Source organism: Massilia sp. P2_C2, assembly GCF_056404615.1.
The window spans coordinates 1-17,772 of record NZ_JBFUDR010000032.1 but is presented as its reverse complement, the minus strand read 5'-3'; the positions used below and the strand labels follow the sequence as shown (position 1 = coordinate 17,772).

Sequence of the window (17,772 nt, the reverse complement as noted above, 5' to 3'; positions counted from 1 at the left end):
GGCCATGCCGCGAACGGGTGCTAGCCGCGTCCGGTACTGCCGAAGCGTCCGCCATGGAACAGCAGGGCCGGTTGCGGATGCACGGCGCACTCCTCGACCTCGCCCACGAAGATCACGTGGTCGCCTTCCGGATAGCGGCTGCGGTTGTGGCATTCGAACCAGGCCGAGACGCCTTTCAGGATCGGCTGGCCGGTGCGCGACAGTTCGTACTCGACACCCTCGAACGGATCCTGGCCGCGCCGCGAGAACCGGCGCGCCAGCTCTTCCTGCCCGGCAGACAGGACGTTGATGACGTAATGCGAGTTGCCCGTGAAGATGGGCAGGCTGTTGGCGACGTTCGACAGGCTCCACAGCACCAGCGGCGGCTCCAGCGAGACGGAATTGAAGGACGACGCGGTCAGGCCGCGGAAATGCCCGTCGCCAAGGCGGGTCGTGATCACGGTGACGCCGGTCGCGAACTGCGACAGGGCCTGGCGGAAATGGGCGGAATCGAAATCGCGCGTCGTCGCGCGAGGTGAGCTGGTGTTCATCCGCGCATTATGCCACCAATGATCGAACGCCCTCTGGCCGCCCGTTCATCCTGCATAAGCGGGCGCTTTGGGTTACAGTGAAGACATGGAAAACTTTTTATATGTCGAGGAGTCAGTATGAGCCAGCAATCAGCGACCGAAGTGGCCATCCTGGGCGGCGGGTGTTTCTGGTGCCTGGAAGCAGTGTATCTCGAAGCGCGCGGCGTGACCCGGGTGGAATCCGGCTACATGGGCGGCACGACGCCGGCCCCGACCTATGAGCAGGTATGCGCGGGCACGACGGGCCATGCCGAAGTGGTGCGCCTGGAATTCGATCCGGACGTGATCAGCTACCGTGACATCCTGGAAGTCTTTTTCACGATCCATGACCCGACGACGTTGAACCGCCAGGGCAATGATGTCGGCACGCAATACCGTTCCGTGATCTTCTTCACGTCGCCGGAGCAGGAAGCGACGGCGCGCAAGGTCATGGCCGAGATGGCCGGTGTGTGGGATGCGCCGATCGTCACGCAACTGCTGCCGGCCGAGCAGTGGTACAAGGCCGAGGATTACCACCAGAATTATTTTGCCCAGCATCCGCTGCAGGGCTATTGCGCCTTTGTCGTGGCGCCCAAGGTTGCCAAGTTCCGCAAGGTGTTCACGGAGCGCGTCAAATAACGCCAACGAAACGCAAGCGTCACGCGTGCGCGGAGGCCGCCCACCCTACGGCAACACGTCACATCGTAGGGTGGGCATTTGGGGCCGGTGGCCCAAATGAAACGTGCCCACCATGCCCCTCCATCACGGATACATGTACCGCCGCGACCACGGCATTTCGGCCGGGTCTTGCCCCGACTTGCCGCACACGATCTGGTAGAGACTGATCCAATCGTGCGCGAAGCCATACGCGCACCCGGCCAGGTACACATGCCAGATGCGAAAGGTCTTCGGGTCGCACGTCGCCCGGATGCGCTCCGCATTGTTCTCGAAATTCTCGGTCCACAGCGTGCACGTGCGGGCGTAGTGACGGCGCAGGTTTTCCACGTCGCGCACTTCGAGGCCGCCTTCCTGCATGGTGCGGATGACGGTCGACAGATGCCCCAGCTCGCCATGCGGGAACACGTAGCGGTCGATGAATTCGCCGCCGCCATACGGGCTGTTGCGCTGCTCGACGTCGCTCGTGGTGATGCCGTGGTTCATCACGACACCGCCCGGCGCCAGCAGCTGGTGGATGCGGCCGAAGTATTCCGGCAGGTGCTGCACGCCTACATGCTCGAACATGCCGACGCTCGTGATGCGGTCGAAACTGCCGTCGACGTCGCGGTAATCCTGCAGCCGGATCTCGACGCGATCCTGCAGACCGGCCTGGGCCACGCGCTCGCGCGCCAGTTCGTACTGGCGTTGCGACAGCGTGACGCCCACGCAACGCGCGCCGAACTTGCCGGCCGCGCGGATGACCAGCGCGCCCCAGCCGCAGCCGATGTCCAGCAGCGTGTGACCCGGCTGCACGCCGATCTTGGTGAGGATGTGGTCGATCTTCTTTTGCTGGGCCGTGGCCAGGTCTTCGTCGCCGTTCTCGAAATAGGCGCAGGAATACACCATGGCCGGGTCGAGGAACTGGCTGTAGAACTCGTTCGACACATCGTAGTGATAGCGGATGGCTTCCGCATCCTTTTCGCGCGTGTGCGGCGAGACGAGTCGCAGCGCGGCGTTGGCGACGCGGCTCGTGCGCGGCGGCTTGCCGGTGGTTTCCGAGAGAGCATTGCCGATCTGGATCATGTCGGCCGCGCGTCCTTCGATTTCCAGTGCGCCTTCGACATAGGCCTCGCCCAGGTTGCCCAGCGAAGGCGAGAGCAGGTAGCGCAGGCTGCCCGGGCTCGGGACGCGGATCTTGACGCGTGGCTGCTCGGACGACAGGTCGACCTGCTCTCCGTTCCACAATTCCAGGCGCAAGGGCAGGTTGTATTTGCTACGGATGCCTGAGGTCCAGGCGGAAAGCTTCATCTGGTCGAACACGCGTATTCCTCCGCTAGTCCCGAACCGGTCGTTTGCGGCTCAGGGTTGCAAACGTTGCCGCGTCCAAAGCCCATCTTCCTGCCGCGTGTAGACGATGCGGTCGTGGAAGCGTGAACGCCGCCCCTGCCAGAACTCGATCCGTTCCGGCACCAGGCGAAAACCGCCCCAGTGTTGTGGCCTCGGCGGTGTGTCGCCAACCTGACGCGCCACTTCCTCGTAGTGTTGCTCGAGGGCGGCACGGCTCGCGATCGGTTCGCTTTGTTCGGACGCGATCGCCGACAGCCGGCTTTTCAATGGCCGACTGTTGAAATACTTATCGCTTTCCTCGGCACTCGTGCGTTCGACCCTGCCTTCGATCCGCACCTGCCGTTCCAGTTCACTCCAAAAGAATAGCAGAGCTGCAAAAGGCTTGCTGTCCAGTTGTTTTCCTTTCTGGCTCGCATAATTCGTGTACCACGTGAACCCGCGCGCGTCGAACTGCTTGACGAGCACGATGCGCGACGTCGGCCGCCCATCCTCGCCCACGGTCGCCAGGCTCATCGCGTTCGGTTCGTTCACCTCGGCCTTCAGGGCTTCCTCGAACCAGCGGGCGAATTGTTCGATGGGGTCATCCGCCACGTCGCTCTCGTCCAGGCGGGCCTGGCCGTAGTCCTTGCGCAGGTCGGCCACGCGTTCGCCGATGGCGGGGGCAGGCGTTGATTCATCCGCGGCGCAGGACGGGTCGAGGCCGCGGCGGCGGCGCATGGCCGTGCCCAGGCGGGCCATCTGGTCCGGGCCGAACAGGCGCAGCGCCATCGGCGCCACGATGCCTTCCTCGCGTTCCATGTGGCCGTGGTAGTTCTGCACGAAACGGCGCACGATGGACGCGGACAACTGCGTGCCGCTGCCGTCCGCGATGGCGGTCAGCTGTTCGTGCAGGTCTTGCCACATCGCGTCCATGTCCTTGTGTTCCTGCAGGATCACGGGGACCAGCGCCTGCAGCGTGGCCGCGTCGTCGCCTTGGGCGACTGCCAGCAGCATCGGCAGCAGGTCCTGTTCTTCGTCGTCGTGGTGCAGGTGGGCGGCCTTGTCGAAGTATTTCAGGATGGCGGACGCCGCCTGGCGCGCCTGTTCGTCGGCACCATGTTCCGGCAGGTGACCGAGCAGCTTTTCCATCGTGGCAAGCTGTTTGCGGATGCGGCCGTGGCAATGTTTCAGCACGGCGACGGGCTGGTCGAAATCGGGTGCGGGGTCGGGAAGAAGGGTGTTCATGATGAGTGTTGTGGGCGCGCAGGATGCAGGAATAATTCGATTGACTGAAAGTTATTTTAGAGCAATGAGCGCCGTTCCGTCCGGTAAAATGGGCGGATCATGACTACGATTTCCACCTCTCTCCCCGCACCGGCCATGGATGACATGCACGACGATGTCGACTTCGGCCGCCGCTTCGGCGGCATCGCCCGCCTCTACGGTGAGCGTGCACTGGAACGCTTCCGTGCGGCGCACGTTTGCGTGGTCGGCGTCGGCGGCGTCGGCTCCTGGATCGTCGAAGCGCTGGCCCGCAGCGCCGTCGGCCGCCTCACGCTCATCGACCTCGACAACGTGGCCGAATCCAACATCAACCGGCAGATCCAGGCCTTGTCGACCACGATCGGCATGCCCAAGATCGAGGCGCTGAAACAGCGCATCGCGCTCATCAATCCGTACTGCCAGGTCGACCTCGTCGAAGACTTCATCGATCCGGACAATATCCCGCAGATGATCGGCACGAACCGGCCTGGCGCGGCCCGTTTCGATTACGTCGTCGACGCCATCGACAGCGTCAAGGCCAAGGCCGCGCTGATCGCGTACTGCAGCCGGCATGCGATCCCCCTGATCGTCATCGGCGGCGCCGGCGGCCAGACCGACCCGACGAAGATCGAAGTGCGCGACCTCGCCCGCACCGAGCAGGAGCCCCTGCTGAAAAAGGTGCGCAAGGTCCTGCGTGCCCACTACGGCTTCGCGCGCGGCGAAAAGAACAAGTACCACATCGACGCCGTGTTCTCGATGGAGCCGCTGCGCTACCCGGAAGCCGGCGACGCCTGCGAGGTCGATGCGAACAGCATCACGGGCCTGAACTGCGCCGGCTTCGGCTCGAGCATGGTCGTCACCGCGACGTTCGGCATGGTCGCGGCCGGCCACCTGCTGCGCAAGCTGGCGGACGAGGCCAATGCGGCGCCCATCAAGGTCGCGGCCCCCGCACTTGTAACCGAATCCATCGACGCTGGGCAACTGGAGAACGCCTTGCTATCATAGAATCGATTTTTTACCGATTCGTGAAAGAGGCTCCATGATCCGTCGTATCGCCCTCGCGACCCTGCTGCTGGCGGCCGTCGCCGCCAACGCACAGGACGCATCCCAGGCCACGGCCACTGCCGCCAATCCTGCCAACCCGAACAACCCCGTCAATCCGGCACCCGCCGACGAGCAGGCCAAACTGGCCGAGCAGGGCCCGCAGGTGCAAGTCATCGACCACGTGATCGGCAAGGGTGCCGAGGCGATGGTCGGCAGCACCGTCGTCGTCAACTACACGGGCTGGTTCTACAAACCGCTGGCCGCCAGGCAGCACGGCCGCAAGTTCGACTCGTCGCTGGACCCGGGCCGCGAACCGCTCGAGTTCCAGCTCGGCGCGCGCCAGGTCATCAAGGGCTGGGAGCAGGGCGTGCAGGGCATGAAGGTGGGCGGCAAGCGCACCCTGATCATCCCGAGCGAACTCGCCTACGGCAAACGCGGTGTCGGCGGCGGTTCCATTCCGCCGGATTCCGACCTGATCTTCGACGTCGAACTGCTGAAGGTCAAGTAAGTCCAACAAACTATAACTGGGAGGGACGCATGCGTATCGCGAATGACGTAACAGAATTGATCGGCAATACCCCCTTGGTGCGGATCCGCCGCCTGGCCCAGGGCGCAGGCGCGGACATCACCGCCAAGCTCGAGTTCTACAATCCGGCCCACAGCGTCAAGGACCGGATCGGCTGGGCCATGATCGAAGCGGCCGAGCAGGCCGGCAAGATCGGCCCGAACACCATCATCGTGGAACCCACCAGCGGCAACACGGGCATCGCGCTGGCGATGGTCTGTGCGGCGCGCGGCTACCGCTGCCGCCTCGTCATGCCGGAAACCATGAGCAATGAGCGACGCATGCTGCTGCGCGCCTACGGCGCCGAGCTGGTGCTCACGCCGGGGCCGGAAGGCATGCTGGGCGCGATCCGCCGCGCCGAGGAAATCGTCGCGTCCGACCCGAACTGCTTCATGCCCCAGCAATTCAACAACCCGGCCAACCCGGAAGTCCACCGCCGCACGACGGCCGAGGAAATCTGGCGCGATACCGACGGCAAGGTCGACATCCTCGTGGCCGGCGTCGGCACGGGCGGCACGATCACGGGCGTGGCCGAAGTGCTCAAGGCGAGGAAGCCCGGCTTCCAGGCCATCGCCGTGGAACCGGAAGCGTCGCCGATGCTGTCGAAAGGCACCAAGGGACCGCACCCGATCCAGGGCATCGGCGCCGGCTTCATTCCGGAAGTGCTGAACACGCACGCTTACGACGAAGTCATCACCGTCAAGAACGACGACGCGTTCGAGACGGCCCGCGCGGCCGCGCGCGAGGAGGGGCTGCTGGTCGGCATCTCGTCCGGCGCCGCCCTGTGGGCCGCGATCCAGGTCGCCAAGCGGCCGGAGAATGCGGGCAAGCTGATCGTCACGATCATTCCCTCGTTCGGCGAGCGCTACCTCAGTACGGCGTTGTACGCCAACCTGGCCGGCTGATCCGTCCTCATGCGTGACGGCGACACCGTGGTGTCGCCAACCGGCTGCCGGCTGCCGGCGACGCGATGCCGGGGCGGAGGTGCACGTTACCTCCGCCGTTTCCCCTATCTTCTGCCCATCATGATATTCATCGACCGGGCGACGAAAACCACCGATCGATGACGAGTGTGACGGTTGGAGAGAGTGTCACGATCTGCCCACGGTACGATTCATGCACACACCCAGCCGAGAGGTCGCATGAAATCATACGTAATCGTCTTGTCCGCCGCTCTCCTGTCCGCTTGTGCCGCCCAATCAGGCGCACCCTCCGGTGGCGTGCAGGTGTCCCGTGAAGTCCGCGATCAATGCCACCGTGAGGCGGCGCTCATGTACCCGGTAGCGCTGAAACTGGACCATACTCCCGGGCCGCCGCCTCGTACGCCCAGCGCCTACGAGCCAAGTCCGCCACAGCCTGAAGATGCGAATGTCAAGGAACGGACGGACATGATTGCGGCGTGCTTGCGCACCAAAGCGGGCGAAAAGAAATAACGCCCCGGATAGCTCGCGCCTTCACCTCAATGCGCGTGTGAGTGCGTTCCGTGGTCATGGTCATGATCGTGATCGTGATCATGGTCGTCATGCGCATGCGCCTCCAGCCCGTCGTGCAGGCAGCAACTGCCATGCTTGGTCGTCCCTTGCTCCACCTGCAGCGTGCAATGGTGGATGGCAAAGTCCTCGCGCAGGTGGGCGACGATGCCGTCGATGGTGGCATCGCCCGGGTAGCCGTCCGGCATGACGAGGTGGGCCGTGAGAGCCGTCTCCGTCGTGCTCATCGCCCAGATGTGGACGTCGTGCACCTCGGTCACGCCGGGTTGCGCGGCCAGGAACGCGGTCACGCCGGTCGCGTCGACGCTGGCCGGCACGCCCGCCAGCACCATCTGCACCGATTCCTTCAGCAGCGACCACGTGCTCACGACGATCACGACGACGAGCAAGAGGCTGACGGCCGGGTCGAGCCACGTCCAGTCCGTGACCATGATGACGACGCCGGAGACGACGACGCCCAGCGACAGCGCGGCGTCGGCCGCCATGTGCTGGTAGGCGCCGCGCAGGTTGATGTCATTCTTGCTGCCGGCCATGAACAGCCAGGCCGAGAAGCCATTGATCAGCACGCCGACGAAGGCGACGATCGAAACCGTCGTGCCCGCCACCGGCTCCGGATGGGTGAAGCGGTGCACGGCTTCCCAGGCGATGGCACCGCACGCGACCATCAGCAGCAGGGCATTGGCGAGGGCAGCGAGCGTGGTCGAGCCGCGCAGGCCGTAGGTGAAGCGGCGCGTGGGCGCGCTCTTCGTCAGCAGTGCCGCACCCCAGGCGAGGCCGAGGCCCAGCACGTCGGACAGGTTGTGGCCGGCGTCGGCCATCAGCGCCGTCGAGTTGGCGATGAAACCGTAGATGAATTCGATGGCCACGAACGCGGTGTTCAGGGCGATCGCGATGCCGAACGCGCGGCCATTGTCGCCCGGCGCCGGATGGTGGTGATGGTGGCCATGTCCATGGCCGTGGGAATGGTGGTGACTCATGCGTCCAGTCCGGTAGTTGATTCGGCGATGGGTTCGGCGATGTGTTCGAACATATTGGCGAGCAGGCCGCTGATGTGGGCATCGGCGGCCGCATAGAACACCTGCTTGCCCTGGCGCTCGGCCTTGACGATGCGGGCCGCGCGCAGCAGGCGCAGGTGGTGGCTGACCAGCGAGCTGGACAGGTTCAACGCGCCGGCGATGTCGCCCACGGCGATCGGCTGCGCCAGGCAGGCGAGCACGATCCGCAAGCGCGTGGGGTCGCCCAGCAGGTGGAACAGGTCGGCGAGTTCGTCGACCGCGTCATCGGTGTCGGGTGGGATGCTCATGGTTAACGTTTGAAGAACTGTTCACATGTTAATCGCATAGCGAGGTGGGCGCAAGAGCCATGTTGTTGCTGAACGGCTCTGTGTTGCTGGGCATTGTCTCGTCAGGCTGATACTTGCGGTCCGGCAAAGACTGATTCTTTCTTGAATGTAATGTTGCTTCATGAAATCACTACTGGAGCAATAAATGTCACGTCGGATGCAGAGGTTCGTGAATTCCAGGTTTTCTGCGTGCGGAATGGTCATTGCTTTCACGCTTATGCTTGCAGGACGTGTGAGCGCGGCTGATAGCGAGTTCCCAGAAGGAACAAAGGGTTGGTGGTATTACAGAGGCATCGGCCCGTCTGGGCGTGCGGCGAGTCCCGAAGAGGCGTGCAAGCTAACCGCCAAGAATCATATGGGAACCGCTTTAGTGGATATGAGTGCACCCCATGGCCCGGGACTTTGGGTTGATTGCAAGTATCCACATTTTCTGGTAGTTGGTGGTGTGCAGTGGTTCAGTTCAACCTATCTCGATTGTGAGACCGGTTATCAACCGACTCCGGAAGGCATTTGCGCGAAGGTGACTGAGCCTCCGCCCCCGCTAACCTGTCAACAGGGGCAACCTGGATATGGAATAGGTAATCCGGTGATCGTGGCCAGCGGGGCCAAGGTCCAGAGCGAAACGGATTCGATTGGTACAGCGTCAACTACCCTGAAGGTTGATCGCACATATCGGGTATTTAGGAGCCTGCTCAAGAGCACATCCGGAGGGCAAGGCTGGTCGTTCTGGTTCGACCGTGCCTTCGTCATCACTCAGCGGAGTAATGACGGACGTCCGACGCTGATCGAGGCGGCAGACAGCGACGGCACATATCTCAAGTTCGCGTGGAATTCCACCATTCAGAAGTACGCGTCGACCTATGATAAGTCGGCAACACTTGAGCCCCTCACTCCTTCCTATGACGATTGGTTACTTACCTATCGGGGACAGGCAGATCGATACCAGAAACGCGTGGCAGGTGGAAATACCAGTTTCGTTCTGGTGAGTTCCCGTAGGCTGGACGGCGCCACACAAAATTACGCTTATAAGCCGGGCAGCTTTCTCGTACAGGAAATTGCCGATGAACATGGGAGAATTCTCGTTGTGACTTGGGGGGAGAATAACCAGGCCGCATCGATCAGTGGTCCTGAAGGCAGCGTCCACTACGAGTACGATTTTCCATGGGGTGGCTATCCGTCTTTCGGTCAATTCTCCCGCTTGGTTTCCGTTCAATATGTCGACGCCCTCGGAGCAATTCTCGGCACGAAGCAATACCATTACGAGGATGCGTATAACCCATTTCTGCTCACCGGCATTACCGACGAAAACGGGAGTCGATTCGCATCCTATGCATACGATAGCACTGGCCGTACCGTTCTATCCGAACACGCAGGAGGAGCCTATCGTTACAGCTTCGCTTATCCCGACAATAATAACCGTATCATTACCGATCCCTTGGGGGCACAACGCACTTTGGGGCTGCGGTATATAAATAATGTGGGCCTGGTGACAGGCGAAAATCAGCCAGGCGGATCCGGTTGCTCACCTGGGTCAAGTGCTATTACGCATGATTCGTCAGGGAGTATCAGTAGCCGGACCGACTTCAATGGTTACAAAACCTGCCATCTTTATGACTCGCGTGCTTTGGAAGCGAGTCATGTCAGCGGCCTGCTGAGTAGCGACACCTGCCCGGTCAGCGGTACTTCCACGCTACCAAATAATAGCGCACGCCGCACAAGCACACGATGGCATCCTGACTTCCCGCTTCGCACTGCTTTAGCGGAGGCAGGCCACATTACGACTTATGTCTACAACGGGCAGCCGAATGCCGCAGGCAAAATCGCCGAGTGCGCGCCGGGGGCGGTCCTGCCGAACGGGAAACCGCTGCCGCTGTTGTGTTCATTGACGATCCAGACAACAACGGATGTGAACGGTGCGAGCGGCTTTCTTGCCCAAGGCACCGGTACTCCACGTGTCTGGAGCTACGCCTATGACGCTGATGGTCAACTGTTGACCTCAACCGGTCCGCAAGACGCCAGCGGGCCGCGCGCGATCGAGACGCGCACCTATTACCAGGATACGACCGCAACCCATTATGCCGGCGATCTGGCAAGCGTCACCAACGCGGCGGGCGAACTGACCCAGTACCTCGAGTACTCGCTAGCGGGGCTGGCAACAAATATCCGCCAGCCCAACGGCCAAAACGTGACTCTGAGCTATGGACAAGGCGGACGCTTGCTGAGCATGTCGGTGGAGGATGGGAATGGTAGCGTCGAGCGCAACAACTTTGAATATGACGCAGTAGGGAACTTGACCCGAGCAACAGCACCGGACGGATCATCGATCACCTACACCTACGATGCAGCCCATCGCCTGACCGATGTGGCCGATAGCGCCGGTAATCGCAAGCACTATGACCTGGACGGTATGGGAAATGTGGTACAGCAGCAGCATTATGGTCCGAGCGGCGAACTGGCATGGAAACTGACGCGCTCGTTCGATGTCCTGAACCGTCTTCAACTCGAGCAGCACGGGCTTCAACAGGTGGGCGCGGCGTTTGAATACGATCGAAACGGGAACCTCACCAAACTCATCGATCAGTTGGGCCGCACCACCATCGAACAGTACGACAGCCATAGCCGGGTCGTACGCGAACAGTTGCCGGCGCCCTCGGCGAACGCCAGCCGCCCCGTCATCGATTACACCTACAACCAGCAAGACCAACTTCTTACGGTCAGAGATCCTAAAGGCTTTACGACACGCTACACGATCGATGGCTTCGGCCAACGGACCGTTCTCTCCAGTCCAGACACTGGAGGTAGCACCTTCGTGTTCGATGGAGCCGGTAACCTGGCGTCCAGCACGGACGCGCGTAATGCTGTCACGAGTTATGTCTACGATGCGGTTGGGCGCGTAACACGCGCTGGCACCAGCAGCTTCGAATATGGGGCGCCTGGTACTGCCGGAGCCGGGCGTCTGACCGTCATGCGTGACGATTCCGGGCAGACTGGATTTGGTTATGACGGCTTTGGCAGACTGATCTCCAAGACTCAGAGCGTCACCGGGGCCATTGTTCGGACGTTCAAAGTGGGTTACGTCTACGGCGCGACCGGTGCCAGTACCGGACACATGGCCTCGGTGACTTACCCGAGCGGCAATCGGATCGACATCGGCTATGACAGCAGCGGACGTCCGAACAGCCTGCGGCTGTTGGCACCCGGCGCAGTGTTGCCGGTATTTCTGTTGAGTGAAATTGCCTATAGTCCATTTGATGCCGTGAGCGGCTGGATCTGGGGTCACGGTACGAACCAGTCCAATCGATATACCAGGATATTTGACCTTGAGGGAAACTTGGTCAGCTATCCGCTTGGCTATCCCGGCAAAAACGGCGTGATCCGGACCCTGCATTACGATGCGGCTGGACGCATTACCGGCACCACACACACTGGCACCGCCCAGGCTGGCGCACTGGACCAGACCTATTATTACGATGATCTGGATCGCCTGACGGGCTTCGATGCGACAGGTACGAGCCAGCGATACGCGTACGACCAGAACGGGAACCGCTCGCAAATTACGTTCGGCGGTACAACCTATGCCTATACGCTCAGTGCGACCAGCAACCGTTTGAACGCCACCGCAGGGCCTGCTCCGCGCAAGATGAACAACTATGACGGAGCGGGCAACCTGACGGGTGACGGTACGATCAGTTACACCTATGGCGCCAACGGACGTATGGAAACCGCGTCGGCGGCCGGCGTGACGACCCGCTACCGCTACAACGGACGTGGCGAGCGTGTCGTCAAGACTTCCTCCGCTGGCTCGACCTATTATGTCTATGACGAGCAGGGCCATTTGCTGGGTGAATATGATTCGACCGGTAAGCCTTTGCAGGAGACGGTTTACCTGGGAGATTTGCCTGTCATAGTCATCAAGCCAAGCGTCTTCGGCCCTGCGGTCTACTATGTGTATGCTGACCATCTGTACACGCCGCGCGTGCTGACTCGGGCAAGCGACAAGCAGATTGTCTGGCGCTGGGACCATGCCGATCCGTTCGGGTTGCTTCCGCCTGATGAGAATCCGAGTGGTCTCGGCACGTTTACCTATAACTTGCGGTTTCCGGGGCAGGTTTTTGACAAGGAGACCAACAATCACTATAACTATTTCAGGGATTATGATCCGCAGACGGGAAGGTATGTCGAAAGTGATCCTGTCGGATTGCGTGGCGGGCCCAACACTTACATTTATGTGCATGGACAACCCCTTACATTGCGGGATCCAAAAGGATTGTTTGGTTTTCCGATGCATGTATCTATAACGAACCAAGCGCTTGGGAACGACACGAGCTTTCCAGGGTTGGGTCTGAATGTTGCTGGAGTCGACTTCTTACCTGGTCTGCAAGATCCTGAAAATTCATATATGCATGCCATGCGGGACGACACGACTAATCAAAGTAAGGCAGCCGCACAAGCGCTATATGATCAGTATATTGCTGCCCAAATCGCAACATGCACGCAACTAGGGCTCGCCCGCGCTTTACATGCGGCAGAGGACGCAGCAGCGGGAGGTCATGCTGGGTTTCAACCTTGGAAGGGCGGAGTCCCGAGTATTAGCCATATGTCGCATGATTTCCGTCCTAGTGCTGCTGATGTCGATCAGGCAGTTCGCAATGCCAAGGCTGTTATTGCGCGTTACAAAAGTCAATGCCCTTGCTTCAACGCGTCTGGCCCGACCCCATCCTTGGGTGATCCAGGAAGTCCAGGTTACACGGATTAGCAGAGCCGTGGTTCATTCGTCTAAAAATTTTCATGAAAGAACTAGGGGCATGCGAATTAAATTCGTTATTGTTATGTTGCTCTTCCTTTCTTTGGGAGCGCGAGCGGGTGATGCATATCTTGCGCTGTTCGAGGGGCTCACTAAAAAGACTAGAAATTATGAAATTGAAGTCTTTCCTCTCTCTATGCGATCGGTCGCAAGTGTGAGGGGGGTACCCTTGCAGCAAATTAATAAATACAAGGTGAAGGATGGAAAATTAATAAATGGTTCTAATGCAATTGTAGGGGCTATTGAAGTTCTTTATCAATGCTCAGTTGATGGTGTTGATCTCGTAATCGTGCGCATCGAAAGAGATTCTTTATTTGGCCCGATTAAAATATTGTCTGCTCTTAGTGGGCACCCGGTGCAGATCAATAAAATTGTTGCGTTGGAGATTGAAAATGACAAAGTTCTAGCCGCAGAGACTGTGATTGAGAAAGAATCATCGTTTCATTGGAATGCGTCCGTTTTTAAGTAGGGCGTGCGTATTGTAATTACTTCAGGGACTGTGATCCGCAGCCGGGACGACACATCGAAAGCGACCCAATCGGCTGGGCTGGCGGCAAAGAAGTCATCGAATTGAATATTCGGGGCGTGCACCGGATAAACATGCCGGCCGGCCCGCGGTCGATACCGTTCAAGGAAGCTGCCCATCCGCATCGCGCACTTCCGGCGTCCCCAGCCCGAGCTTCTGCAACTGCGGCAACAACTTCGCCCGGTCCCCCACGGCGATCACCTTCAGCCGCTCCGGCTTCAGCCAGGTCCGCGCCGCCGCCTGCACCTGTGCCGCCGTCACGGCGCGGAACCGGTCGGGCAGGGTGCGCCAGTAATCGGCCGGCAGGTCGAACACGTACGTCTCGGCCAGGCTGGCGACGATGCCGCTGTTCGCTTCGAACTGGCCCGGCAGCGAATACACCTGCGAGTCGCGCGCGCCCGCGAGCTCGGGGGCCGGCAGCGGCTTGTCGCGCATGCCGTTCACTTCCCTGAAGATTTCCGCCACCGAAGGCCCGGTGACGTCCGTGCGCACGCTGCCCGCGATGGTGAACGGGCCCGGCGTGCGGTCGTAGCGGAAGGCGGAGAACACGCCGTAGCTGTACCCCTTTTCTTCGCGCAGGTTGAGGTTGATGCGGCTCGAGAACAGGCCGCCCAGCGCGGCGTTCATGACTTGCATCGCCGGATAGTCCGGCGTCCTGCGCGCGGCGGCGACGGTCGTCACGCGCAGCGCCGTCTGTGGGGCATCGGGCTTGTCGACGACGACCAGGCGCGCCTTGCTCCCTTCCGGATCGCCGGGGGCCGACAGGGCGGCGTCGGCGCGTTCCCAGTCGCCGAAGCGCGCGGCCGCCAGCGCGCGCAGCTCGTCCAGCGTGATGTCGCCGCAGACGACGAGGGCCGCGTTGGCGGGCACGTAGTGGCGGCGCCAGAAGCGCACGAGGTTTTCGCGCGTCGTCATGCGGATCGCCTGTTCGGTGCCCAGCTGGCCGTAGCCGTACGGGTGGTCGGGGCCGTACAGCGCGCCCGCCGCGGCGACGGCCGCCACGAGGGCCGGGTCGTCGCGCTGTTGCGTCAGTTCGCCCAGGCGTGCGGCGCGCTGGCGCTCGACTTCGGCGGTCGGGAAGGCGGGGTGCTGCACGACGTCGGCCAATACATCCAGCGCCTGCGGGAACGTGGACCGCAGCGCCAGCAGCGACACGGTCGATGCGTCGGGCGAAGCGGCGCTGCCGAGGAAGGCGCCGAGCTGCGCGATCTCGTCGGCGATGCGCGGCGCGCTGCGCGTGGCCGTGCCTTCTTCCAGCATCTGCGCCGTGTAGCCGGCGAGGCCCGGCTGGTCGGACGGGTTGGCGTCCGAGCCGCTTTTCACGACCAGCTCGGCCGCCACGAGCGGCAGCCCGGGATTCGGATAATGGATGACGGTCAGGCCGTTCGGCAGCTTGAACGACTCGCCCTGCGGCAGCGCGAAGCGCGGCGCCGGCCCAGGTTTCGGCGGCGTGCGACGCCATGCCTCGTCGCGGTTGATGCCGGCGGCAGGACCGGTCTTGCCTGCCTGCGACGGCGACGGCGTGGGCACGTCGGGGCCGAGATCCGGCTTGCCCGGCACGCCGGAGACGATGACGCGCGCGTTCGGCTGCAGGTAAGCCTGCGCCACGCGGCGCACGTCGGCCGCGCTGACGCGGCGCAGGCGCTCGATGTCCTTCGGCAGGTAGCCGGGGTCGCCCGTGTACTGGTTGTACTGGTTGATCTGGTTCGCGAGGCCCGTGCCGCCCAGCTTTTCGATCGAGGTCAGCATCGCCGTCTCGATCGTGTTGCGCGCGCGCTCGACTTCCTGCTCGGACGGCCCCGTGTCGCGCAACGCCTTCAGTTCCGCGTCGATCGCGGCTTCCAGCTCGGCCGCGTCGTGGCCAGGGCGCGCGGTGGCGTCGACGGCGAACGTGGACGTGAGCGCGTTCGAGCTCTGCGCCGCCGCCGCTTCCTGGGCGATCTGGCGCTGGTACACGAGGGATTTATACAGGCGGCTCGACTTGCCGCCCGCGAGGATCTGCGCCGTGACCTCCAGCTCGGCGTCGCCCGGCTGGAATGCCGGCGGCGTCAGCCAGGCCATGTACACCCGCGGCAGTTCGACGCGGTCGGGCACCATGATGCGGCGCTCGCGCGTGATCGCGGGCGTGACGACGTGCGGATGCACGACCGGCGCGCTGCGTTTGAAACTGCCGAAGTATTTCGCGACGAGGGCGCGTGTTTTGGCCTTGTCGATGTCGCCGGCGATCACGATGCTGGCGTTGTTCGGGCCGTAGAAGCGCGTGAAGAAGTCGCGCACGTCGGCCAGCTTCGCGCTCTGGATGTCGGCGTGCGAGCCGATGACGGCCGCGTAATACGGGTGGGTCTTCGGGAACAGCGCGTGGTTCAGCGCTTCCTCGACGATGCCGTATGGCCGGTTCTCGACGCTCTGGCGGCGCTCGTTGCGCACGACGTCCTGCTGGTTGGACAGCGCGGTCTGGTCGAGCACGTCGAGCAGGTAGCCCATGCGGTCGGCATGCACCCACAGCGCGAGTTCCAGCTGGTTCGACGGCACCGTGTCGTAATAATTGGTGCGGTCGTAGTCCGTGCTGCCATTGCTGTCGGTGGCGCCGGCGCCTTCGAGCAGGCGGTCGGCCAGGCCGCGCGGCAGGTGGCGGGTGCCGGCGAACATCATGTGCTCGAACAGATGGGCGAAGCCGGTCAGTCCCTGTGCCTCGTTGGCCGGGCCGACGTGGTACCAGATGTTGACGGCGACGATGGGCAGGCGGTGGTCCTCGACGACGATCACTTCGAGGCCGTTGGGGAGCGTCGTCTTGTCGTAGCGGACCTGCGGCATGGCCGCCGCCGGCTGGGTCGCGGCGGATTGCGCGCCGGCCGGATCGCTCGCCAGGGCCAGCAGTACGGGCAGGATGGACGGGAGACGACGCGTCATGACGATTCCATTCTTTCAGTGACAGGCGGCGCTGCCGCGGTCGGGCGGCGCGACGCTGAAGGAGGCGAGCCGGGTGGATTCGACGAATTCCCAGCCGTAGCCGCCCGCATACAGATGCAGGCGCAGCACGCCGGTGCGGTTGCTGTCGCGCACCTCGCTGTGCGCGACCGTGAGCAGGAACGGCGTCGGATACGCGCCACCCGTGCCGACCACGAACTGGCGGATGCCGCGCGCCGGGTCGAGCCGGCCGTCGGCGTCCTGCGGCGCGAAGCGTTCGTAATCGTGGTCGTGGCCGGACAGCACCAGCTCGGCGCCGGCCTCAACCAGCAGCTGCCAGGCGTCGCGCATCTTCGGGACGCTGCCATGGCCGCCGGAGCTGTACAGAGGGTGGTGCCAGAACGCAAGCGTGCAATGCGTCGGGTGGGCCGCCAGGTCGGCGCGCAGCCATGCCAGCTGGGCCGCGTGGGCGGCCGGTGCCAGGTTGCTGTCCAGTGAAACGATGTGCCAGCCGCCCAGCTCGACGCTGTAATAGCCGCGCCCGGCGCGTGCGCCCCAGTACGCGAAATACGGTTTCGCGCCGGGTGTGTAGTATTCATGGTTGCCGGGCGCCGGCCAGGTGCGATCCTTGAAGCGGCCCCAGGTCGGCGCATAGCAGTCGGTGAATTCCTTCGCGGCGCCGCGCGGATACGTCAGGTCGCCCAGCGCCAGCACGACGGCGTCGCGGTCCTGTGCCAGTCCGAAGGCGATGGTCGCGGCCGTGTCGGCCGCGCCGGAATACGACGCGTCGGCGGAGGGGCAGCGTGCGATGTCGCCGGCCGCGTAGACGGTGACGCCCCGGTCCACGTCCGCCGCAGCCGCGGGCAGGCTCGCAAGCATGCCTGCGGCTGCGGCGAGGCAAGCGGCCGCGAACGGGCGTACCCGTGACGCCGGCATCCTTATTCGAGCAGGCGCAGCAGGCCGGCCAGCGCGTGCGCGACGGTCTGTTCGCGCACCGAGTGGCGGTCGCCGGAGAAGACCAGCCGTTCGGTATAGGTGGTGTCGCCCTTCGACCAGCCGAAGCACACCGTGCCCACGGGCTTGCCGGGGACGGCGCCGGTGGGCCCGGCGATGCCGGTCGTGGAGACGGCCACGTGGGCATTGCTGTTGGCGACCGCGCTTTCGGCCATGGCGCCCGCGACTTCCTCGCTGACGGAACCGAACTGCGCGATCAGCGCGGCCGGCACGTCCAGCATTTCGGTCTTGGACGCGTTCGAATACGTCACGAAGCCGCATTCGAACCAGCCGGTCGAGCCGGGGA

14 protein-coding genes are annotated in these 17,772 nt (G+C 62.8%); 6 read left to right on the top strand and 8 right to left on the bottom strand.

Annotated features, from left to right (window positions below):
- Positions 1-20: 20 nt before the first annotated feature.
- A complete protein-coding gene (locus AC1DYX_RS06175; RefSeq protein ID WP_477257351.1) occupies positions 21-530 on the bottom strand; it encodes a flavin reductase family protein in 510 nt (169 codons plus the stop codon).
- A 117-nt stretch (positions 531-647) separates the two neighbouring features.
- On the opposite strand from AC1DYX_RS06175, the gene msrA reads away from it, so the two are divergent.
- On the top strand, positions 648-1,187 hold the full coding sequence (gene msrA / locus AC1DYX_RS06170) for a peptide-methionine (S)-S-oxide reductase MsrA (RefSeq protein ID WP_477257349.1): 540 nt from the start codon (positions 648-650) through the stop codon (positions 1,185-1,187).
- A 123-nt stretch (positions 1,188-1,310) separates the two neighbouring features.
- On the opposite strand, the gene AC1DYX_RS06165 is transcribed toward msrA, so the two are convergent.
- Complete coding sequence (locus AC1DYX_RS06165) at positions 1,311-2,525, bottom strand: class I SAM-dependent methyltransferase (RefSeq protein ID WP_477257347.1); 1,215 nt, start codon at positions 2,523-2,525, stop codon at positions 1,311-1,313.
- Positions 2,526-2,564: 39 nt separating this feature from the next.
- Complete coding sequence (pdxH, locus tag AC1DYX_RS06160) at positions 2,565-3,776, bottom strand: pyridoxamine 5'-phosphate oxidase (protein WP_477257345.1); 1,212 nt, start codon at positions 3,774-3,776, stop codon at positions 2,565-2,567.
- 99 nt (positions 3,777-3,875) lie between these two features.
- Between pdxH and tcdA the strand changes: the two genes are divergently transcribed.
- From tcdA to cysK, 3 genes are read left to right on the top strand one after another with little or no spacing between them, the layout of a single operon-like run.
- Complete coding sequence (gene tcdA / locus AC1DYX_RS06155) at positions 3,876-4,799, top strand: tRNA cyclic N6-threonylcarbamoyladenosine(37) synthase TcdA (RefSeq protein ID WP_477257342.1); 924 nt, start codon at positions 3,876-3,878, stop codon at positions 4,797-4,799.
- A gap of 34 nt (positions 4,800-4,833) precedes the next feature.
- Positions 4,834-5,346, top strand: a complete 513-nt coding sequence (locus tag AC1DYX_RS06150; RefSeq protein ID WP_477257341.1) for an FKBP-type peptidyl-prolyl cis-trans isomerase — start codon at positions 4,834-4,836, stop codon at positions 5,344-5,346.
- Positions 5,347-5,375: 29 nt separating this feature from the next.
- On the top strand, positions 5,376-6,308 hold the full coding sequence (gene cysK / locus AC1DYX_RS06145) for a cysteine synthase A (protein ID WP_477257339.1): 933 nt from the start codon (positions 5,376-5,378) through the stop codon (positions 6,306-6,308).
- A gap of 554 nt (positions 6,309-6,862) precedes the next feature.
- On the opposite strand, the gene AC1DYX_RS06140 is transcribed toward cysK, so the two are convergent.
- Together AC1DYX_RS06140 and AC1DYX_RS06135 are read right to left on the bottom strand one after the other, a co-directional pair.
- A complete protein-coding gene (locus AC1DYX_RS06140; RefSeq protein ID WP_477257337.1) occupies positions 6,863-7,870 on the bottom strand; it encodes a cation diffusion facilitator family transporter in 1,008 nt (335 codons plus the stop codon).
- Positions 7,867-8,196, bottom strand: coding sequence for an ArsR/SmtB family transcription factor (locus tag AC1DYX_RS06135; protein ID WP_477257334.1), 330 nt, complete (start codon positions 8,194-8,196; stop codon positions 7,867-7,869). Before AC1DYX_RS06135 ends, AC1DYX_RS06140 begins: the two co-directional genes overlap by 4 nt.
- Positions 8,197-8,821: 625 nt before the next feature.
- Between AC1DYX_RS06135 and AC1DYX_RS06130 the strand changes: the two genes are divergently transcribed.
- Together AC1DYX_RS06130 and AC1DYX_RS06125 are read left to right on the top strand one after the other, a co-directional pair.
- Positions 8,822-12,991, top strand: a complete 4,170-nt coding sequence (locus AC1DYX_RS06130) for an RHS repeat-associated core domain-containing protein (protein ID WP_477257332.1) — start codon at positions 8,822-8,824, stop codon at positions 12,989-12,991.
- 49 nt (positions 12,992-13,040) lie between these two features.
- Positions 13,041-13,508, top strand: a complete 468-nt coding sequence (locus AC1DYX_RS06125) for a hypothetical protein (RefSeq protein WP_477257330.1) — start codon at positions 13,041-13,043, stop codon at positions 13,506-13,508.
- 159 nt (positions 13,509-13,667) lie between these two features.
- Here AC1DYX_RS06125 and AC1DYX_RS06120 read toward each other — a convergent pair whose 3' ends face one another.
- The 3 genes from AC1DYX_RS06120 to AC1DYX_RS06110 all read right to left on the bottom strand — a co-directional run.
- Positions 13,668-16,475 (bottom strand): M16 family metallopeptidase, encoded by a 2,808-nt coding sequence (locus tag AC1DYX_RS06120; protein WP_477257328.1) that lies wholly within the window; start codon positions 16,473-16,475, stop codon positions 13,668-13,670.
- Between the two features lie 15 nt (positions 16,476-16,490).
- On the bottom strand, positions 16,491-17,351 hold the full coding sequence (locus tag AC1DYX_RS06115; protein WP_477257326.1) for a metallophosphoesterase family protein: 861 nt from the start codon (positions 17,349-17,351) through the stop codon (positions 16,491-16,493).
- A gap of 59 nt (positions 17,352-17,410) precedes the next feature.
- On the bottom strand, positions 17,411-17,772 hold a 362-nt coding region (locus tag AC1DYX_RS06110), incomplete at its 5' end, for a CinA family protein (RefSeq protein ID WP_477257324.1).